At 50.2% G+C, this 19,077-nt stretch carries 20 protein-coding genes; 7 read left to right on the forward strand and 13 right to left on the reverse strand.

The features are described from left to right. The first annotated feature begins 252 nt into the window (after positions 1-252). Complete coding sequence (locus ACYVAM_RS06930) at positions 253-666, forward strand: Ohr family peroxiredoxin (RefSeq protein WP_461065269.1); 414 nt, start codon at positions 253-255, stop codon at positions 664-666. A 97-nt stretch (positions 667-763) separates the two neighbouring features. Here the strand turns inward: ACYVAM_RS06930 and ACYVAM_RS06935 are convergent, their stop codons facing one another. Continuing rightward, a complete protein-coding gene (locus tag ACYVAM_RS06935; RefSeq protein ID WP_461065271.1) occupies positions 764-1,063 on the reverse strand; it encodes a Dabb family protein in 300 nt (99 codons plus the stop codon). A 232-nt stretch (positions 1,064-1,295) separates the two neighbouring features. Here ACYVAM_RS06935 and ACYVAM_RS06940 point away from each other — a divergent pair, with 232 nt between their 5' ends. Next, positions 1,296-3,026, forward strand: coding sequence for a S41 family peptidase (locus ACYVAM_RS06940; protein WP_461065273.1), 1,731 nt, complete (start codon positions 1,296-1,298; stop codon positions 3,024-3,026). Between the two features lie 80 nt (positions 3,027-3,106). Here the strand turns inward: ACYVAM_RS06940 and ACYVAM_RS06945 are convergent, their stop codons facing one another. Continuing rightward, complete coding sequence (locus ACYVAM_RS06945; protein WP_461065275.1) at positions 3,107-3,547, reverse strand: hypothetical protein; 441 nt, start codon at positions 3,545-3,547, stop codon at positions 3,107-3,109. 183 nt (positions 3,548-3,730) lie between these two features. Between ACYVAM_RS06945 and accD the strand changes: the two genes are divergently transcribed. Next, positions 3,731-4,573, forward strand: a complete 843-nt coding sequence (gene accD / locus ACYVAM_RS06950; RefSeq protein ID WP_461065277.1) for an acetyl-CoA carboxylase, carboxyltransferase subunit beta — start codon at positions 3,731-3,733, stop codon at positions 4,571-4,573. 123 nt (positions 4,574-4,696) lie between these two features. Beyond that, positions 4,697-5,674 carry a radical SAM protein gene (locus tag ACYVAM_RS06955; protein WP_461065279.1) on the forward strand — a complete coding sequence of 326 codons (978 nt, stop codon included), beginning with the start codon at positions 4,697-4,699 and terminating at the stop codon, positions 5,672-5,674. Between the two features lie 9 nt (positions 5,675-5,683). Here the strand turns inward: ACYVAM_RS06955 and ACYVAM_RS06960 are convergent, their stop codons facing one another. Then, a complete protein-coding gene (locus ACYVAM_RS06960) occupies positions 5,684-6,808 on the reverse strand; it encodes a T9SS type A sorting domain-containing protein (protein ID WP_461065281.1) in 1,125 nt (374 codons plus the stop codon). Between the two features lie 112 nt (positions 6,809-6,920). Between ACYVAM_RS06960 and ACYVAM_RS06965 the strand changes: the two genes are divergently transcribed. After that, complete coding sequence (locus ACYVAM_RS06965) at positions 6,921-7,739, forward strand: enoyl-CoA hydratase/isomerase family protein (RefSeq protein ID WP_461065283.1); 819 nt, start codon at positions 6,921-6,923, stop codon at positions 7,737-7,739. A gap of 36 nt (positions 7,740-7,775) precedes the next feature. Here the strand turns inward: ACYVAM_RS06965 and ACYVAM_RS06970 are convergent, their stop codons facing one another. The 8 genes from ACYVAM_RS06970 to ACYVAM_RS07005 form a co-directional block, all read right to left on the reverse strand. After that, positions 7,776-8,237, reverse strand: coding sequence for a nuclear transport factor 2 family protein (locus ACYVAM_RS06970; RefSeq protein ID WP_461065285.1), 462 nt, complete (start codon positions 8,235-8,237; stop codon positions 7,776-7,778). A 98-nt stretch (positions 8,238-8,335) separates the two neighbouring features. Further along, positions 8,336-9,676, reverse strand: a complete 1,341-nt coding sequence (gene xylA / locus ACYVAM_RS06975; protein ID WP_461065287.1) for a xylose isomerase — start codon at positions 9,674-9,676, stop codon at positions 8,336-8,338. Positions 9,677-9,767: 91 nt separating this feature from the next. After that, positions 9,768-10,715, reverse strand: a complete 948-nt coding sequence (locus ACYVAM_RS06980) for a bifunctional metallophosphatase/5'-nucleotidase (protein ID WP_461065289.1) — start codon at positions 10,713-10,715, stop codon at positions 9,768-9,770. Continuing rightward, a complete protein-coding gene (locus ACYVAM_RS06985) occupies positions 10,693-11,433 on the reverse strand; it encodes a 5'-nucleotidase C-terminal domain-containing protein (RefSeq protein WP_461065291.1) in 741 nt (246 codons plus the stop codon). The genes ACYVAM_RS06980 and ACYVAM_RS06985 overlap by 23 nt, the downstream gene beginning before the upstream one ends. A 98-nt stretch (positions 11,434-11,531) precedes the next feature. After that, positions 11,532-12,680 carry a hypothetical protein gene (locus ACYVAM_RS06990; protein ID WP_461065293.1) on the reverse strand — a complete coding sequence of 383 codons (1,149 nt, stop codon included), beginning with the start codon at positions 12,678-12,680 and terminating at the stop codon, positions 11,532-11,534. A gap of 184 nt (positions 12,681-12,864) precedes the next feature. Continuing rightward, positions 12,865-14,175, reverse strand: a complete 1,311-nt coding sequence (gene ahcY, locus ACYVAM_RS06995) for an adenosylhomocysteinase (RefSeq protein ID WP_461065295.1) — start codon at positions 14,173-14,175, stop codon at positions 12,865-12,867. A gap of 170 nt (positions 14,176-14,345) precedes the next feature. Continuing rightward, positions 14,346-15,404 carry a response regulator gene (locus tag ACYVAM_RS07000; protein WP_461065297.1) on the reverse strand — a complete coding sequence of 353 codons (1,059 nt, stop codon included), beginning with the start codon at positions 15,402-15,404 and terminating at the stop codon, positions 14,346-14,348. Beyond that, positions 15,382-16,596: a PAS domain-containing sensor histidine kinase gene (locus tag ACYVAM_RS07005; RefSeq protein ID WP_461065299.1), complete on the reverse strand. Its 1,215-nt coding sequence runs from the start codon at positions 16,594-16,596 to the stop codon at positions 15,382-15,384. The genes ACYVAM_RS07000 and ACYVAM_RS07005 overlap by 23 nt, the downstream gene beginning before the upstream one ends. A 139-nt stretch (positions 16,597-16,735) precedes the next feature. Between ACYVAM_RS07005 and ACYVAM_RS07010 the strand changes: the two genes are divergently transcribed. Further along, the gene (locus tag ACYVAM_RS07010; RefSeq protein ID WP_461065301.1) at positions 16,736-17,065 is read left to right on the forward strand and encodes a thioredoxin; all 330 of its coding nucleotides are present in this window, start codon (positions 16,736-16,738) and stop codon (positions 17,063-17,065) included. Between the two features lie 5 nt (positions 17,066-17,070). After that, positions 17,071-17,484 (forward strand): hypothetical protein, encoded by a 414-nt coding sequence (locus ACYVAM_RS07015; protein ID WP_461065303.1) that lies wholly within the window; start codon positions 17,071-17,073, stop codon positions 17,482-17,484. Positions 17,485-17,662: 178 nt separating this feature from the next. Here ACYVAM_RS07015 and ACYVAM_RS07020 read toward each other — a convergent pair whose 3' ends face one another. Continuing rightward, entirely contained in the window at positions 17,663-18,412 is a 750-nt protein-coding gene (locus ACYVAM_RS07020; RefSeq protein WP_461065681.1) for an acyl-CoA desaturase, read from the reverse strand. A 238-nt stretch (positions 18,413-18,650) separates the two neighbouring features. After that, positions 18,651-18,980: a hypothetical protein gene (locus ACYVAM_RS07025; protein ID WP_461065305.1), complete on the reverse strand. Its 330-nt coding sequence runs from the start codon at positions 18,978-18,980 to the stop codon at positions 18,651-18,653. Positions 18,981-19,077: the final 97 nt, after the last annotated feature.

Raw genomic sequence — 19,077 nt, forward strand, 5'->3', positions numbered from 1 at the left:
ATGATGGAATGTCAGTAAATGACCAAACCCGCCTGAACAACTAACCTTTTTATCGGGAAACCGTCTGGTAAATGAACGCAAAAAGTTTGCCTTAATCGTAACCGTGAACGACGGATTCGCCAATAAAACGGTTTAAGGCCTGCCATCGCTTCTTTCTTTATCGCTGGTTTGTGAACAAGTAGCGTTTCTTGAGTGTATACTACACCAATTGGCCACGTCAGTGCCGGTTGATACTTATCAAAACTTAATAGAATGGAAACCTTGTATACGGCCACCGTTAGTAATGTTGGCGGGCGCGAAGGCGACGTTAAGTCGCTCGATGGTATTTTAGAATTAGACGTTAAACGTCCGGTAGAAATGCACGGCCAGGGTGGGGCTCCCAATCCCGAGATGTTATTTGCGGCTGCTTACAGCGCCTGCTACAACGGAGCGCTCATGGCAGTTGCCGAACGGCGGAAGGTTATTCTGCCCGAACATTCCGTAGAGGTCAGTATTTCCCTCAACAAAGACGGAAACAACATGTTTCTGTCGGGAAAAATTACGGTCAAAGCGCCCCATATGGATCATGACCAACTTCAGCAGTTGGCGGAATCTGCCCATGCCGTGTGTCCGTATTCCAAAGCTGTGAAAGGAAATATGGATATGAAGATCGAGGTACTGGTATAAGAGTTAAGTAATAGGAGCGAGGAGTTAGATGTGAGAAGCTGCTGACGCACACTGTGCCGCCGGATGTCTTCTCACGTCTAACTCCTCGCTCCTATTACTAACTTACGGCGTCATAAATCTGAACGCGTTCCCACAGGTGCGAACATTTGTCAACGAAGGCCAAATGGCCCGGGTGGACCTGATAAGCATCGTGAGCGGCTCTGTCAGCAAAGACGAGCGTTAGAGAGAAGTCATAGCTGTGGTCGATGACAGGCCGACGGGTGTCGGCGGGCGTGCCAACGTAAGCGGTCGTGATGTCGGTGATCGACTTGAGGCCTTCCAGGCCAGCGCGCAGGGCCTGGTGGTCGTCCTGGCTTTCGGGATGACGGAGCCAGAAAAAAACGGTATGTACAAACATAAGAGTTGGGGCAGGCTAAGGTATTGGCTGCCCGTAAAAATAAGCATAGTTTTTGGTACACGTTACGGCAAACGTGCATGAAAAGTCGTCCGAAAACAGCAATTGTTGCCCTCCCGGATTATCTGCAGGAGCGGTTACTATTTTTTTAACATCATATCTTCTTTCTGGCAAACATTTCGCTACCTTCAAAACGTTATGGCAGTATAAGAGACACCACTTACGAGACGAACGAATGGAGGGAGATAGCAACGCTACGAATAAACCTGGCGGTCATGAAGTTGATGGGCGCGGAAACCGGATTCAGAACGATAAAACGACGGTTCGGATACCCATGTTGCTGGGCATCACCCTGGCGGGTGGAATGCTTATCGGGGCAACATTTTTTGGGGGAACAAAAAGCATGAATAACATCGGGAAAGGCTACGCCAAATACCGGGAAATTTTGCAGCTAATCGAGAATAACTACGTTGATTCGGTCAATACCGATGAACTGGTAGATTTTTCGATTACAAAAATGCTCGAAAAGCTTGATCCGCACACGGCCTACATGAATCCTCAGGATGCCATTGCGGCCCGCTCGCAGCTCGAAGGTGGTTTTGATGGCATTGGCGTCGAGTTCAATATTTACAAGGACACGGTTTATGTGGTAACGCCCCTGGCCGGTGGCCCATCGGAGTCGGCGGGAATCCAGAGTGGCGATAAAATCATTAAAGTGGATGATAAAGCGCTGGCAACGGGTGGTAAAATTGAAAACAGTGCTGTCTTTAAAGCGCTTCGCGGCAAACGGGGAACCGATGTAAAATTAACCATTCTTCGGAAGGGCGATAAGCAGGCCAAAGAGTTTACGGTAACTCGTGACCGGATTCCAACCTATTCGGTCGATGCCGCCTACATGATCGACGCCAAGACCGGTTATATCAAAATCAACCGGTTCTCCGAAACAACGTACGACGAGTTTAAAACGGCACTGGCGTCTCTGAAAGCCAAGGGGATGACCCAACTGATGATGGACCTGCGCAACAATCCGGGCGGCTACATGGATCGGGCTACAAACATTGCCGATGAGTTCATTTCGGGCAATAAACTGCTGGTTTATACCGATGGGAAAGACAATCGCTACGACCGCAAAACGATGGCTCATATTGCGGGTCAGTTTGAGGAAGGTCCGTTGGTGGTGCTGATCGATGAAGGCAGTGCGTCGGCATCGGAGATTGTTTCGGGTGCATTGCAGGACCACGACCGGGCGCTGATTGCGGGTCGTCGTTCATTCGGGAAGGGGCTGGTACAAATGCCGGTACAACTGTCTGACGGGTCTGAACTACGGCTGACGATCTCGCGCTATTATACACCCAGCGGCCGGAGTATCCAGAAGCCCTACGTGCCTGGTCACGAGGGCGACTACGAGAAAGATCTCGAACTACGGTCGAAACGAGGTGAATATTACATCGCCGATTCGATCAAGAATGACCCTAAACTCAAATTCAAAACCGACGGTGGACGAGTTGTGTATGGCGGGGGCGGCATCACACCCGACTACTTTATTCCGCGGGATTCGACCTGGCAAACGGCTTATTTAGTACAACTTTATGGCAAAAACATCATTCGTGAGTTCGCCATGGAATATGCCAACGACAACCGGAAGAAGCTGGAAAAAGTCCCCTTTGAGGAGTTTGATCGCACCGTTACGATCAATGACGAGCAGATGAACCGCTTAGTAAAAGACGCAACGGCTGAGGGAATTAAGTTTAACGAGAAAGAATATAACCGCTCGAAAAACTACCTGAAAAATCAGATCAAGGCGTTGGTGGCGCGATCCATTTACCAGAAAAATAATAAAGGCGGCCAGAACAACGAGTTTTTCCGGGTTATCAGCCAGACAGATGATACGTACCAGAAAGCACTCAAGCTTTTTGACCGGGCCAATAAGCTGGAACATGGAGCAATGACGTATAATCAGAAGTGAGGGTAGGGTACGGTTTGTAGTTTATGGTTTGTAGTTCGTGCTCATTCACGAACTACAAACCATAAACTACAAACCGTATATCACTTTTTGCTGAACTGATAAACGATTCCCAGGAACGACTGGAGATTTCCTGTCTTGAAATCCTTGCGGGAGTAGGGGGCTAACTCGAAAGCAACACGTAAGTTGGGGATCATGATAAGCGGCTTGATTCGAACGCCTACATGGAGCGAATACCCTTCCAGCACATCACGATCATCGATTCCGTTCAGCGCGTTAAAGCGCACGCCCAACCCTGTGTAATAATTTACCTGAGCCTTTCGGGCCACATTGATCATTGGGCAGATGGTGGTGCTCAAGGAGCCGAATACGGTATTGGTTTGGACCCGGGCATCGGCCCAGAAGGCCCGATCGGCATTGGTACTAACCGTAACCAGGTTATTGAACGGGTAGTAGGCTACCGATGCCTGACCAAAGGCCGACAGGGTGATCGCCAGCAGTAAAGCGGTTAATGCGTGTTTCATGGCCGCAAAACAACGACTTTATCGGTATAAAAAAATGGTATACAGCGTAAACCGACTGTTTGGTTAGCCTCGATACGCACCCACCAGTTAGCCAGGCTTCTCTTTTGAATAGACAAAGGGTAGCGTTGATCGTGCTTTTCTTTGTACCTTTGTCGTTCCTTTCCTGATAATTACTTACTGAAAATGTCTTGGTTCGTCCGAAAAGATAAGGGTATTCAAACCCCAACCGAAATGAAGCGGGAAGCTCCCGATGGGTTGTGGTATCAATGTCCGAACTGCAAAAAAGTAATGAATACGCGGGAGCACAAACTCAACGCCTATACCTGTGTTCATTGCAATTACCACGAAAAAATAGGCTCCGAAGCCTACTTCTCCATCCTGTTCGATGACAATGAGTTTACCGAGCTCGATGCCAATATGCAATCGGCTGATCCGCTTAAATTTGTCGATACCAAAGCTTACCCAGACCGCGTAAAGGCAACCATGGCCAAAACGGGGTTGAAAGATGCCGTACGAACAGCCTATGGTCCAATGAATGGCCTGACTGTAACGGTGGCCGTTATGGATTTTAACTTCATTGGGGGCTCAATGGGGTCTGTTGTAGGCGAGAAGATTGCCCGCGCTATCGATCATGCCATTGCCAGCAAGACACCCTTTCTAATGGTATCGAAGTCGGGTGGTGCGCGCATGATGGAAGCTGGTTTCTCGCTGATGCAGATGGCGAAAACATCGGCAAAACTGGCTTTGCTGGAAAAAGTCAAATTGCCTTATGTATCGCTATTGACCGACCCGACAACGGGTGGTGTTACAGCCTCTTATGCCATGCTCGGCGATTTTAACATCGCCGAACCCGAAGCACTGATTGGCTTTGCTGGTCCGCGTGTTATTCGTGAAACGATAGGTAAAGATCTGCCCAAAGGCTTCCAGAGTGCAGAATTTGTCCTCGATCATGGTTTCCTGGATTTCATCGTCGATCGGAAAGACCTGAAAGACAAATTGGTGAGCCTGTTTAAGATGCTATTGTAGAGACGCATATTTGCGTCTCACATGCGTCAGCAAATATTTGCGTCTCATATGCGTCCGCAAAAACCATCCGGATATGAGACGCAAGTATGCCGCACCGGCGGACCGGTCTCTACACATACATAAATGCGCCTTGTCTCCCATCCCGTTTTGTGCAATTACTACCTGACGTATCGCTGCAATGCGAGCTGTAGTTTTTGCGATATATGGGAGCGGCCCTCACCCTACGTGACGCTTGAGAATGCCCGCCAGAACCTGCGGGACCTCAAAAAGCTGGGTGTGCGGGTAGTTGATTTTACAGGGGGCGAACCGTTGTTGCATCGCCAATTGCCCGAATTGCTTCAGGAAGCCAAGCGTCTTGGACTGATTACGACCGTTACCACCAATGGGCTTCTCTACCCCAAACAGGCCGAACGGCTGCGCGGCCTGGTCGATATGCTGCACTTCTCGCTCGATTCGCCCATTGCCGAAGAGCACGATGCCTCACGGGGCGTAAAATGTTTCGATAAGGTGATGGAGTCCATTGCCATTGCTCGTAATCTTGGCGAACGGCCCGATATTCTGTTTACGGTTTTTGAACACAATGTGGACAAAATCAAACAGATGCACGAGACCATTTGTCTACCCAACGACCTCGTACTTATCCTTAACCCCGTATTCGAATATAACTCCGTTGAAACGGGCGATCGCTTTTCGGAGAGTGCTCTGGCGCAAATGTCGTGGTGGGGAAAGCAGAAAAACGTGTACCTGAACGATGCGTTTATCCAGCTTCGGCGCGATGGTGGCAACCACATTGAAGACCCCATTTGCCGCGCGGCCAGCACAACAATTGTTCTTTCTCCCGAAAATAAACTCGTTTTGCCCTGCTATCATTTAGGGTTGAAAGACTTTTCTGTTGATGATAATCTGTATGCCCTTTATAACTCCGCAGAAGTACAGAAGCTGGTGGCGCTGGAGGGGCGTTTGCCCGCCTGCGAGGGTTGTGCCATCAATTGCTACATGCAGCCTTCTTTTGCCGTCGAAGTGAACAAATATTTCTGGCGGGCACTTCCCAGCACGCTCAAGTATAACTGGGTCAAAGGTACCTGGAAGCAGTTGCTATAGAGCCCCAAGCTATCGCTTTACTACCTTTCGCACCAGAGTCCGTCCGCCAACTACAGCCTGAATTAAATAAACGCCCGGTGCCAGGCTACTCAGGCTGATAACTTGTTCGTGCTGGCGAGTCAGTCGGGGAAAGCTTAATTCGTGAAGTTTACGACCGTTGGCATCACTTAATTGGACCGTGGCGGTTGTCGGGTTGCTGGTTTGAATAACCACCTGCAACCGGTCATCTACCGGATTGGGAAAGGTGATGAGATGGAAATTCACGTCTTCGCGCCCCTCAACGGCCGTCACCAAGCCTGTAAAAGCGCCTTCAAAGGCGGGTTCATAGGGTGGAATTGTGCCGGGTGTGCCGGGTAGATCGTCAACGATCAACGGGATTTCCTGAACGGTTTGGCTGATAAGATTGCCACCACGGTATTCGTCTAGGGTTATCGCCACGCTATAATAGCCTACTTCTGTAGGGGCGTCCCAAACCAATTCTCCCGTACGACTATTGATTTTGAAGGTGCCTTTTTTGGTCAAATCATTCGGAAATTGATACGACGTAAGCGGTCGATAACTGCATTGATCCTGGCTCGTATTCGTTAGTGGCTTAGCGAGGCCATATACTAAACTATCCCCATCGGCATCCGTGGCGGTCAATAATAGTGTGGCCTTCCGATTTGCCTCAATATGAAAGCCATTTTGAGGAAAGCCGGGCGTTGGCGTTTGATTGGCCGTAGGTGAAGTAATGGAAAATGTAGTTCGGAGGGTGAATAACTGGCCATCAGCATTGGTAATATTCTTAACACCTGTTCGGTTCGACTGGGAAACCGCCAACTGATAAATGCCCGGCCCGCTATAGGTATGGATTGCACTGTAGCTATTGATACTCGTACTTTTATCGTTTATCAACAACCGACTTGCCCGATAAGCTATACCGATGCTACCATCGCCAAAGCAAACCGAAATCGACGTGGCCTGATCGGCAGCCGGTTTTCCACGAATTTCGTCCATGTAAAGAACGGCTGTTATCTGATAGCTACCTGCCGAGCCAGCAACAGGTTTTGCCTGGATGTAGCCGCCGAGTAGATGCGTAGCCTGAGAAATCTGTATACTCAACAGAATCAGGCAGAGGGTTAGAGCCGTTTTCATGACGAATTGGAAAGGTTGGGAGAATAGACTTATCCAGATAACTTTAAATGGATACATAACCATATAAGCAGGGCCAGACATTTCGTAAGCGGTATTTTTGTACTTTTCAGCCATGCTCTATTCTCCTGATCAAACGGCTCAACTACCGGTCGAAGGGTTTCGCTACCTGCTCACGTCGCTCAATGAGCATGTGCTGACCATTACGCTGAACCGACCCGAAAAAAAGAACGCGCTTCATCCGCCAATGCTGGCTGAATTCGCGTTCGCGTTGGCCTACGCGCAGTATACGGCCGATGTCTGGCTGGTGGTGCTGGCTGCTGCGGGCGACACATTCTGTGCCGGGATGGATCTGAAAAGCCTGTCGGCAGGCAGTAATGAACCCATTTCGGTTCCTGAACCAGCGGGGCCGGTTCGTTTGGGCGAGCTTATGGCCGGTTTGCATAAACCTTCTATTGCCCGTGTGCAGGGGCCGGTTTATGCCGGTGGGTTTTTGCTGGTAGCTGCAAGCACATACGTGGTGGCCACTGCGTCGGCTACGTTTAGTTTACCCGAAGTGAAGCGAGGATTGTTTCCCTTTCAGGTGATGGCCGTCCTGCTCAATATAATGCCTGCTCGTACTGCCCTTGACCTATGCCTACGAGCTAAGACGATCCAGGCGCCGGAAGCACTGGCGCTCGGTCTGGTAACAGACATTGCGCCCGCCGATGCGCTCACCGATGCGGTGACCCGGCTAACCGACGAGTTAAAACAATTTTCGCCGACAGCCATGCAATTTGGACTGCGGGCTTATCAACAACTAAAAGACCTGCCATCCAGTGAACAGCAGGCCTTTTTGTATGATCAATTTACGCAGCTCCAGCAAACGCCGGATGCACAAGAAGGCATGGCTGCTTTTCTGGAAAAACGCCAGCCGAGGTGGAGCGCCAGTTAAGTACCAAACAGCCTCTGGCTGTTTGGTACACTACCTTTACGACTTTGGTAAATCCGGGCAGTTGTCTTTCCGGCGTGTGTCGATAATGGATTGGATTTTCCAGTTGCCGTTTACTTTTACAAGGGTAAAGGCATTCACACCACAATGGCTTTTTTGGTCCTTCAAATAAAAGACGTAGGGCGTCCAGGCCGTAGCCAGCTCGGCATCGATTTTAATATCCATGCCAGATAGGCGCTCATCGAGCGTAAACGCTGGATACTTCACGACAGAAGCCGCAAATTTCCCCATATCGTCAGTGCGTACCGACACATCTCCATCCTTATTCTTGGCGATAGTCTGTAACGAGCCACCGGGCAGAAACGTATTTTTAATCTGCGTCGAGTCACCTTTACGCATGCCATCGAACATGAGCTTGATGGTTGTGCGCACGGCAGCTTCGTCAGTAGACGTTTGTGCAAAAGCCGAAAGACTGGCCAGTAAAAGGAGTAGCGTTTTCATTGGAAGGATGAAACGCAGATTGTTATGGTTTTTAAGATTTGCGCTGATAAAAGCATACCTAATCTTAAAAATCATAACAATCTGCGTTCCATTACGGGTTAAATATACTGGTTGACAATCATTTCGTACAATTCCTGCTTGCCGCTTAGTTGTTTCGGCTCGCCATTAGTCATGGCATACTGGCGAAGATCCTCAAGGGTCAACTCGCCTTTTTCGAAGCGTGCGCCCTCGCCCGAATCGTAGCTGGCGTAACGCTCAGCCCGCAATTTTTTGTACTGCGATTTGGCCAGAATCGCTTCGGCGGCAATGGCCGCCCGGGCAAAGGTGTCCATACCACCGATGTGGGCAATGAAAATATCGTCCAGATCCGTTGAGTTCCGGCGCGTTTTGGCGTCGAAGTTAACCCCGCCTGATTTCAGACCACCCGCTTCCAGAATGACCAGCATGGCTTCGGTCAGTTCATACACATCCACCGGGAACTGGTCGGTATCCCAGCCGTTCTGGTAGTCGCCCCGGTTGGCGTCGATACTGCCCAGCATGTTGTTATCAGCGGCAACCTGCAACTCGTGCGCAAAGGTATGATTGGCCAATGTCGCGTGGTTGGTTTCGATATTCAGCTCAAAATCGTCCTGCAGGCCAAACCGGTTCAGGAAGCCAACGACGGTAGCCGCGTCGAAATCATACTGGTGTTTGGTTGGCTCCATCGGTTTAGGTTCAATGTAAAATGATCCTTTGAACCCTTGTTTACGGGCATAATCGCGGCTGATTTGCAGGAATTTACCCAAATGTTCCTGTTCGCGTTTCATGTTGGTATTCAGCAGCGACATATACCCTTCACGGCCTCCCCAGAAGGTATAGCCCGCTCCGCCCAACTCAATCGTCGCATCGATGGCATTTTTCACCTGCCAGCCGCCATGGGCCAGTACGTGGAAGTCAGGGTTCGTCGATGCACCATTCATGTAGCGCTCGTGCGAGAATAAATTGGCCGTTCCCCAGAGTAGTTTTACGCCACTGGCTGCCTGTTTCTGCTTGGCATAGTCGACAATAGCACGGAAGTTTTTCTCGAATTCGGCATTCGAGTTGCCTTCTGGAGCTACGTCGACATCGTGGAAACAGTAGAATTCCATGCCGATTTTTGTGATGAACTCGAACGCTGCGTCCATTTTATCGTGAGCCGCTGCCAGCCGATCGGGGTTTGCATCCCAGGGGAAATGCTTAACGCCGGGACCAAAAGGATCAGCGCCGGTGCCGCAGAAGGTATGCCAGTAAGCCGTTGCAAACCGGAAAATATCCTTCATAGGTTTGCCCAAAATGAGCCGATTGGCATCGTAAAACTTGAACGCCATCGGATTGTCGGACTCGCGGCCTTCGTAAGCGATGGGCTTCTCTATGGATGGGAAATACGTTTTCTCGCCGAGTGTTAATTTAATTTCAGACATGAAAATGGAAATTAAGGTAATAAGTAGAAAAGGAAACCAACGGTAATTTCTCCTTATTCAGGTAGCAAAGCCTTTTGTTCATACGGGTTACTTACTTCACTTCTACGGATTGACCGGCGCTGGCAACGGCTTTGCCTTTTTCAAAAGACAGATCGATACGGCCGAGATTGATTCCCGCAAAACCAACCTGGTTAATCCAGACAGGTTGGCCATTGAGGTTGTTGACCGCAACCGGTGCATCCAGGAACGTATGGGTGTGCCCGCCAATTATGAGGTCGATGTGCTGCGTTTTGGTCGCCAGTACAGTATCGGAAACCGTCGGCTCATTGGTGTATTTGAACCCCAGGTGCGACAGGCAGATCACGTAATCGCATTTCTTGTCGTTGCGAAGTTTGGCGGCCGTGTCGTTGCCAATTTCGATAGGATCGAGGTATTTCGTTTCCCTATAAGCATCTCGGGGAATCAGGCCTTCGGGCTTGATTCCAAGGCCAAATACCCCAATCCGGACGCCATCTTTCTCGAAAACTTTATACGGTGTTGTACGGACATCCATCACCGTATTTTTAAAGTCGTAGTTGGCAATCAGCATGGGAAAATTTGCCTTCCCAAATTGCGTAACCATGTTATCGATGCCCCCGTCAAAATCGTGGTTCCCGATGGTGCCCGCATCGTAGCCAAGCCGGTTCATGGCCAGAATTTCGGGCTCCCCTTTGTACACATTGAAATAGGGCGTTCCCTGAAAAATATCGCCTGCATCGAACAGCAGTACATGGCGGGGATGGCCATCCACTTGTTCCTGTCGGATTTTCTGAATCAGTGTGGCCCGACGGGCAACACCGCCTTTGCCCGCATTCCGGCTTCCATCCATTGGGAACGGGTCCAGCCTGCTGTGTACGTCGTTGGTGTGTAGAATGGTCAGCGTTGTGGATCGACTGCTGTTGGCTGGTCGGGCTATTAGGTCAGGCGCAACGGAGCCAACTACCGCGGCAGTGCCTAACAATTTCAGGAACTGGCGTCTATTCGATGCTAATGCGTCCATCAGAAACGGGATTAATGAGTTGTCCGGTTTTGCCCTGTTCCCGAAAATAGTCGATCAGGGCATCCCGCATGAGGTAATTGATATTTTCACTTTTGAGGGGATTCTTTAGAAAGCCAGCGTCATCGCCCCCGTTAGCCACATAGTCGCTCATGACAACGGTATATGTCTCATCGGGCTGGAGGGTTCGCCCATTCGTAAACGTAACAGACTGCACCTGTTCATTATGGATCTTAGCCCGCAGGCCACCCACCACCAGTTTATTTCCTTTGGCAAAATGATTCAGCATTTGCCGGAGCATATCGCCTTTAACCGTCAATACGATCAGCTGATTATCGAACGGCATCACCTCGAAAATAGAGCCGGTTGTAATGTTACCTTCGGGTAAATTACTGCGAATGCCACCGTAGTTGAGATGTGAACAATCAATGGGTTTACCATACCGCTGGCTAGCCTGTTTGAGCAGCGCATCGGTTAATAAATCGTTGAGTGGTGCTTCGGGCTGACCTTTCTCGATACGTCCGCTCGATCGGGCCAGTACCTCGTTCATGGTCTTTTCGAGACCCTGCCGGTAGGGTTGCAGGAACATGGCAACGCTACTGTCGGCCGAAGCGGTTACCGAATCGACACCAATCCGGTTGGCCGTTCGATTGGTCAGGTGATAGCTTGGGTTACAGGCTGACAGGGCGGCCAGGGCCAGTATCAGGATGTGTTTCTTCATATGGGTAGCAAGTTCGGAAACTCTGGGCAATGATGTGTTAACAAATCATTAGAAACCGATGCATAGCGGGCAGAGGGTACATTCACAGAGCCGCTGCTTCAGTTCAGGTTCGTGCCTTGTAGAGGAATCAGGGTGTGCTCGGATTTATAAGTCACCTTACGAACGCGGCTAAAGCCGCCGAGACTAACTTGCAGATTGATCAGCCCACCCGAAAACGTATCGTTAGACAGCAGTGGACTGTAGGAAACTTTGGTGCGTACAAACCAGAAACTGTCTTCCGAATGATCGGCTTTGGGGGTATTATTGCCCAATTTTATATCCAGGATAAGGCCAGCCGTGGGCGCATGATTGAGCAAGGATAACCCTTTGTAGCGCTCGTCGTTCTGGTCGCGCGGGGACAGATCAAGCAGCCGATAGCCAATGTAAGGAATCAGCCGACGATGAGTAGAATTGGCCAGGATATGGCCTAAGCCTACTTCAAATAAACTTGAGGTAACCTTCATGTCTTCGGCCCAGGTTTGATTGCCGTGCGAAAAGCCAGATCGAAGGGTGCCGTTATACAAGGTCGGATGCAGCAGAAGTACAGTTCGCCGGAATGTAATGTCCAAACCAACGACAACGCCAGCTCCCGGATTAATGGTTTTCGTTACGGGGCCGGTTGGCAAAAAGCCGCCCACGCCCAGAAACATACCAAAGCCAACTTTGGAGGAGAGAAAAGTCGTTACCAGATCGGGTGTATCATATAGGCGCTGTGCTACTTTTAGCTGCCACTGTTTCAGGATTGGTAAATCGTCGCCACCACCCGTTTCAGCCCTGAATTGGTTGACTTCGGCACCCAGTTCGGCATTGGTCAGGTACTCGATCTGAGTGGCCTGTTGTTTAAAATGACGATCGGCCCGAAGAGCAATCAATTTCGCCTTCATCAGCCGGGTATGTACTTCGACAAGGTCGAACAAAACCTGATTATAGGCTAGTGTCCGCTCATTGCGAGCCGTCTCCGATACCCACGACAGATTGCGGAACATGAGGCAGAAGGCATCAATGGCGGGTTGGCTCCATACCGAGGTGGGCCGAACTTCGTAACCAATCTGGTAATGGAAATCGGAACCACCGAGCCCGGGCTGGGTTGGCGAATGGAAATCAGTGAGTTGCAGCCGCCGGGTTGCGCTCCAGTGCAGCGTGTCGATTGTTGCCTGCGCCGAACCGAGCAGGGGCGACAATAACAGCACGAGGAGCAGACGGTTCATGTCGAGTAGTGTTTCCTGGGGTCAATACTAGTAAATTTAATGCAAAAAAGCGCGACCCCGTTTTCGGAGTCGCGCTTGGTTATCTAAACTTTGATTTTTATGATTTAGTTAATTAGCTTGATTTTTCCTGACTGAAATAACGAAATCATGTTAATCAGCTAAATCATAAAAGTCCAGATTCAGATTAGTACCGATACATTTCTGATTTGAACGGACCCTGAACCGATACACCGATGTAATCAGCCTGTTCCTGTGCCAGTGGTTCAAGTTTTGCGCCTACGTGAGCCAGGTGAAGCGCAGCTACTTTCTCATCAAGAATTTTAGGCAGCACATATACTTTGTTCTCGTATTTATCGGCGTTAGCCCACAATTCCAGTTGGGCCAGCGTTTGGTTCGAGAACGAACACGACATCACAAAGGAAGGATGCCCCATGGCACAGCCAAGGTTTACCAGACGGCCTTCGGCCAGAATGATAATTTCCTTCCCATTGATCTCGTACATATCCACCTGTGGTTTGATCTGGCTCTTTGTCTGACCGTATTTTTCGTTCAGCCACGCCATGTCGATTTCGTTATCGAAGTGGCCAATGTTGCAGACAATGGCTTTGTCGCGCATGGCTTCGAAGTGACGGTCTTTGATGATACCGACATTACCCGTTGCCGTTACGAAAATTTGCGCCCGATGAACGGCTTCGTCCATGGGAAGAACTTCAAAGCCATCCATTGCCGCCTGGAGCGCGCAAATGGGGTCAATTTCGGTTACCAGCACGCGGCAACCGGCACCCCGAAGCGATTCGGCCGACCCTTTACCTACGTCACCGTAGCCAGCAACAACGGCCACTTTACCCGCCAGCATCAAGTCGGTAGCCCGTCGGATGGCATCGACCAGCGATTCGCGGCAACCGTATTTGTTATCGAATTTAGACTTCGTTACCGAGTCATTCACGTTGATTGCAGGCAAGTGCAGCGTGCCGTTCTTCATGCGCTCATACAAGCGGTGAACACCGGTGGTTGTTTCTTCCGACAGGCCTTTGATGCCCTGAATCAGCTCTGGGTAATCGTCGAAAACCATGTTCGTCAAGTCACCACCATCATCAAGAATCATATTCAACGGCTGACGATCTTCACCGAAAAACAGCGTTTGCTCAATACACCAGTTGAACTCTTCTTCATTCATGCCTTTCCAGGCATAAACGGGAATACCCGCAGCCGCAATAGCCGCAGCCGCATGGTCCTGTGTCGAAAAAATATTGCAGGACGACCACGTAACGTCAGCGCCCAACTCAACCAGCGTTTCAATGAGAACCGCTGTTTGGATGGTCATGTGCAGACAGCCAGCAACGCGCGCGCCTTGCAACGGCTTCGATGGACCGTACTCGGCACGAAGGGCCATAAGACCTGGCATTTCGGCTTCGGCCAGTTTAATTTCCTTGCGGCCCCACTCGGCCAGCGCGATGTCCTTAACTTTATAGGGGACGTAGGTTGATGTTTGCATAGTTGATTTGAAAGACGGTTATGCGTCTGTCTATACGATTGCCTCAATCAAGGGGACGATTTCTTAGGAAAGTGCAAAAATAAGCAGAGACGGGCAGAATCCCTATTTGAAACAAAAGACTTTAGTGAATGGACGTAGTTTAGCAGCAGGAATAGCAGAGTCAGATGGATTTACCAGTTGGCCCGGCGCAGTTTATCCGGTTGAAGTACACGAATACCGGAACTGCTCACGTCAATCAGCCCATCTTGCTTAAACTCGCCGAGTGTGCGGATCAGCGATTCGGTCGCCGTTCCCACCACCGCTGCCAGGTCATCCCGCGATAGCTGAATAGAGCCGCCCGCTAATTGCTCATGTAACCGTAGCAATGCATCCGCAATACGACGGCGCAACGACCCATAGGCCATACCCAGCAACTGTTTTTCGGTTTCATCGACGCGACCGGCCAGTAACCTTACGAACTGACGGCTTACGTCGGGTTGCGCCATCAGAAGCTGTTGAAAGTCGGCCTGTGGAATGTAAATTAATTCGGAATCATCCAGCGTAACGGCTGAGTCGGTATAGGGTGTATTGTCGAATAAGGCCAAGTAGCCGAAAAACTCACCCGATCCGTACAGACCCGTTACCAATTCTTTGCCGTCAGAATTGGTGCGTGTTGTTTTGACACGTCCGCTTTTAAGGAAATACAGTCGCGTTGGCTCATCTCCTTCGGTGTAGATAAACTGTTTTTTGGGGACACGATGCGCCTTTCGGTCAACCGATAGCGCCTGTAGGCCGCCCGCAGATTGAGCACTGTCTAAAAATTGGTTCAGTTCATTGGGCTGTATTCGACTGGCCGGATCGGCCGATATTGGCCCGACATTCCGGAAGCGGTTCAGCCGACCCTCCACAGCACTCAGCAATTCGGTATCGTCGAAGGGCTTCGTCAGGTAATCGTCAGCGCCGAGTTCCATACCTTTGCGGAAGTCTACCCGTTCGGATTTGGCTGTCAGAAAGATAAACGGAATGCCGTTCAGGCCAGGATTGCTATTAACGATGTGCAGAACGCCATAACCATCCAGAACCGGCATCATGATATCGCAAATGATCAGGTCGGGGCGGCTGGCTAAAGCTTGCTCGACTCCCAGTTTGCCATTTTCGGCGGTCAGGACCCGGTAACCGGCCAGTTCCAGTATCTCTGCCGTGTTCTCGCGAATGTCGGCGTTGTCTTCAATGAGCAGAATTGTTTTCATAAGGTAATGTCAGCGTAACGGTGGTGCCTTGGCCCAACTGGCTGGTCAGGTCGATAGTGCCGCCCAGCAGTTCAAGGTATTTGGCAACGATGTGGAGGCCAAGACCTGTACCGGCAAAATTGGTAACATTCTTGGCCCGGAAAAACCGTTCGAACAGGTGTTTCTGGTCGTCGGGCGATATGCCGACCCCTTCATCGCGGATGGTTATTTTCAAGGCGCTGGTCAGGCAGTCGGCCTGAAGCCAGACAGATTGATTTTCGCCTGAATACTTGATGGCGTTGGATAATAGATTCACCAGAATCTTACGCAATAACGAAGGGTCAGACGGTACCGTCTTTGCGCCGTTGAACACGGTTTGAATGACCTGCCCCGCTTTCAACATGCCCTGTAAATCGGCTATCACTTCACCGACCAGGGTTGGTACGTGTACAGATGACCAGTTGGCCTCCACACGCCCTTCTTCGAGCCGACCAACCGACAGAAACTCTTCCAGGATGTCATTCAGGTGGTTAACGGAAGATTTGATGCGCAGGATATGGCGCAGCCGCTTATCTTGCTGATCACCACCAGGGTATTTCTCAATGAGCGAGGCCGAGGTAAGTACGGCACTTAGGGGCGTTCTGAACTCATGCGAAGCCATCGAGACGAAGCGGGATTTAAGCTCGCCCAATTCGCGTTCGGCGGCCAATGCTTTGGCCAGTTCATCTTTCGATTGCTCAAGCTGATGGAGGGTTGCCATGAGTGCATGCGTGCGGTCGGCGACCTTCTGCTCCAGCTGTGCGTTGAGCTGCTCGATTCGGTCTTTGTGCTCCAGCAGCATCCGCTCGGCTTCTTTTTTGAACGTAATGTCGATGATGTAGGCAACTGCGAACAGCGCTCCTTTCTGATTATAATAACTTAGGCTTATTTCGGCCGGAAACACTGACCCATCGCTTCGTTTGGCGTACAGATCGCGGCCATGACCCATTGCCCGTACCTGCGGATTGGCGTTAAACGAAGCCCTGAGCCGCTCGTGTCGATTGACCACCGAGTCTGGAACGAGCGCTTCAATGCGTAATTCGGTCATGTCCGTGTTGTAACCAAACAGCGTACGGGCGGAGCGGTTAGCGGAAATAATATGTCCCTGATCATCCGAAACGAGGATGGCTAATGTGGCATGGGAAAAAACGGCCTCGAATGAGTCGTTGGACATACGATAGGAATTTCAACGGGCGAAATTAACACGAATTGGCATCGGAACAAGTGATAAAAATCAGTTTGTCACGTGATGCAGATCACAGTTTAGCGGTACTGACTGGCGCAACTTTACAGCGGTAAACTAATTTGTTGTCATGATGTCCCCTTCTTCGTTGCTGACGCCGGTTCAACTACCCGTGCTGCTGGTTTTTACACCCGCGACTTTGACCCAGCGGGCCGAGGTAGACCAAATGATAGAAAAAGCCCGGTCGGTACTTGACCCGGCCGTACGGATTATGCGTATCACGGAAACTACTCACCCTGAGGTGGTCAGTAGCTTTGAGTTTGCGACACAGCCGTCATTTGTGCTGCTCCAGCGCGGACTGGAGTTGTGGCGACATACGGGTAGCATCGATGGCCCGGACCTCCTTCAGCAGTTAAGTGCCCGGCTTGGTCAATCCATTTTCAGAAACTTTACCGATTAAACCTTATGAATTACACCCCTTTTTGGCAATCGGATGCACTCACCTTACCTGCCTGTCGGGCGGGATACCAAGGTCAGCAACAGACTATTGATCGGCAAGCCGAAGAAATAGACCAGCTTCAGACGCTGCTGCTCGACGTCCTGAATCGCTACAACTACCGGAGTCTGCGCCACTCGGCTGTAGAATACTACCGTAAGTTGAACAACCTACGCACGCGTCTTAACTGGCTGCATCGTGACTTCGTCTGTGAGGGCGCGAACTGCGGAGTCGTCTCGGGGACTAAAGCCTGTTACGATGCCCATTTTGGGCTGTCAGTTAATCTGGAGCGTCACATCACAACTGTAACGGATGAGTTTGAACGAATCAAAGCCGACTGTGTCCAATTCCTGTCGGGTATGGTGACGTTGAATCTTCTTTAATGCCTTCATTTCCAGAAAGGCGTCAGGCTCTCAAACCTGACGCCTTTTAGTTTATCCGTACGCTCAACAGGAATGGCCACCGAAGGTTGGCTGGATCAAGTCATGATAAGCTTGATCCAGCACTGAATCGTTAGGCTAGTTGGAACCGTTTTCCTGGTATCTGAGTCACCTCACACGCCTACATGTAGTTTAAATCGTTATTGGCCTTTAGGCGTATAACCCCCATACTGTTCAGCAGGCGTATAATAGGGTAGGTTGGATCGAATTCATGCCAGCGGAAGCCACCAAAATTGGCCCGGCCACCAAACTTATGATGGTTGTTATGATACGACTCACCCATCATCAGAAAATCAAATGGGAGTAGGTTCTTAGCTGTGTCATCTACGGGAAAATTTACGTAGCCATATCGGTGTGCATACCAATTAATGATGGCTCCGTGGATTGGTCCCATCAGGTAATGCACTGGCAACAACGCAAACCACCAGGCCGATGGGGCGTAGAAATAATAGATGAGCGTATACGCTGTTCCCCACGCCAGACGCACCGGCCAGCGGTCGCCGAGCCACTCCATGAACGCCCAGTTTGGTACGCCCTTCTTGAATTTGGGGGCAATGTGGTCGCGATTATTGAGAATGTCATTATAGAATATCCGCGTTTTCCACATCATATCGAGCAATCCCTTTGCGTAGGAGGGTGAGTGCGGGTCGTCTTCCGTATCGGCATGGGCGTGGTGCAGGCGATGCATGATGCCGTAAGCACGTGGACTCAGAAACGACGATCCTTGCCCAATGAATGTCAGGATATAGAAGAATTTTTCCCAGCGGGGGCTCATAACAAACATTTGGTGAGCCGCGTAACGATGTAGAAAAAAGGTCTGCGTAAAAATGGAGAGATACCAGTGGCAGGCAAAAAATGTAAGAATAATCAGCATGGAAGAAGCGGAAAGCTGTAGCACAAAGTTGAGTCGTGTCCATCGCCGATACTATGACAAGTGTCAGGCCGACGTATGAAGTCGATCAGGTGTGAATCGATAATTTCGTGTTTTTTGTCGGAGTTGGGTGAGCCATCCTGTTGATCAACCAACGGTAACATTAAGAAGCCGATAGTATAAAGCCCTCAATCCACTGGATTGAGGGCTTTATACTATCGGCAATTTGCCCCTATACTTATAGCACATCGATCAATATGATCAGCAGGTGAATCACCACGCTGATTGCAAATGTTGGTAGTATGTATTTAACGGACATGGCCGATAGCACCGGGACCAGTACGAGCATGAAGCTCAGCATACCAACCAGAAACTGCCAGTCGCCCCCACCGAAGTAAAACATCACCAGTAACAGGGCAGGTGCCAGAATACAGCCCTGAATAGCAACGGCAGTGGCCGCCCAGCCAATGCGGTTAAACTCGGCTTTGTTGGCGAAGTTCTGGTAAGTTGTGAGCCAATTCGACGATGGGTTCGTCGTATATACGGACGATTGAGTGAGCGTTGCCATGAGGATTGTTCGTTTTAAATGATATGGCAAAATAACCACCTGTATCCCGGCGCTTGCATGACGTTGGTCAGCCCTTTCGCTGATTATTATCGGGTCA

This window comes from Spirosoma horti (genome assembly GCF_054776595.1).

Bases quoted from the DNA above. Each gene is read 5' to 3' on its own strand.
- ACYVAM_RS06930 (WP_461065269.1), top strand. From the start codon at position 253: ATGGAAACCTTGTATACGGCCACCGTTAGTAATGTTGGCGGGCGCGAA.
- ACYVAM_RS06935 (WP_461065271.1), bottom strand. From the start codon at position 1,063: ATGTTTGTACATACCGTTTTTTTCTGGCTCCGTCATCCCGAAAGCCAG.
- ACYVAM_RS06940 (WP_461065273.1), top strand. From the start codon at position 1,296: ATGGAGGGAGATAGCAACGCTACGAATAAACCTGGCGGTCATGAAGTT.
- ACYVAM_RS06945 (WP_461065275.1), bottom strand. From the start codon at position 3,547: ATGAAACACGCATTAACCGCTTTACTGCTGGCGATCACCCTGTCGGCC.
- accD (WP_461065277.1), top strand. From the start codon at position 3,731: ATGTCTTGGTTCGTCCGAAAAGATAAGGGTATTCAAACCCCAACCGAA.
- ACYVAM_RS06955 (WP_461065279.1), top strand. From the start codon at position 4,697: ATGCGCCTTGTCTCCCATCCCGTTTTGTGCAATTACTACCTGACGTAT.
- ACYVAM_RS06960 (WP_461065281.1), bottom strand. From the start codon at position 6,808: ATGAAAACGGCTCTAACCCTCTGCCTGATTCTGTTGAGTATACAGATT.
- ACYVAM_RS06965 (WP_461065283.1), top strand. From the start codon at position 6,921: ATGCTCTATTCTCCTGATCAAACGGCTCAACTACCGGTCGAAGGGTTT.
- ACYVAM_RS06970 (WP_461065285.1), bottom strand. From the start codon at position 8,237: ATGAAAACGCTACTCCTTTTACTGGCCAGTCTTTCGGCTTTTGCACAA.
- xylA (WP_461065287.1), bottom strand. From the start codon at position 9,676: ATGTCTGAAATTAAATTAACACTCGGCGAGAAAACGTATTTCCCATCC.
- ACYVAM_RS06980 (WP_461065289.1), bottom strand. From the start codon at position 10,715: ATGGACGCATTAGCATCGAATAGACGCCAGTTCCTGAAATTGTTAGGC.
- ACYVAM_RS06985 (WP_461065291.1), bottom strand. From the start codon at position 11,433: ATGAAGAAACACATCCTGATACTGGCCCTGGCCGCCCTGTCAGCCTGT.
- ACYVAM_RS06990 (WP_461065293.1), bottom strand. From the start codon at position 12,680: ATGAACCGTCTGCTCCTCGTGCTGTTATTGTCGCCCCTGCTCGGTTCG.
- ahcY (WP_461065295.1), bottom strand. From the start codon at position 14,175: ATGCAAACATCAACCTACGTCCCCTATAAAGTTAAGGACATCGCGCTG.
- ACYVAM_RS07000 (WP_461065297.1), bottom strand. From the start codon at position 15,404: ATGAAAACAATTCTGCTCATTGAAGACAACGCCGACATTCGCGAGAAC.
- ACYVAM_RS07005 (WP_461065299.1), bottom strand. From the start codon at position 16,596: ATGTCCAACGACTCATTCGAGGCCGTTTTTTCCCATGCCACATTAGCC.
- ACYVAM_RS07010 (WP_461065301.1), top strand. From the start codon at position 16,736: ATGATGTCCCCTTCTTCGTTGCTGACGCCGGTTCAACTACCCGTGCTG.
- ACYVAM_RS07015 (WP_461065303.1), top strand. From the start codon at position 17,071: ATGAATTACACCCCTTTTTGGCAATCGGATGCACTCACCTTACCTGCC.
- ACYVAM_RS07025 (WP_461065305.1), bottom strand. From the start codon at position 18,980: ATGGCAACGCTCACTCAATCGTCCGTATATACGACGAACCCATCGTCG.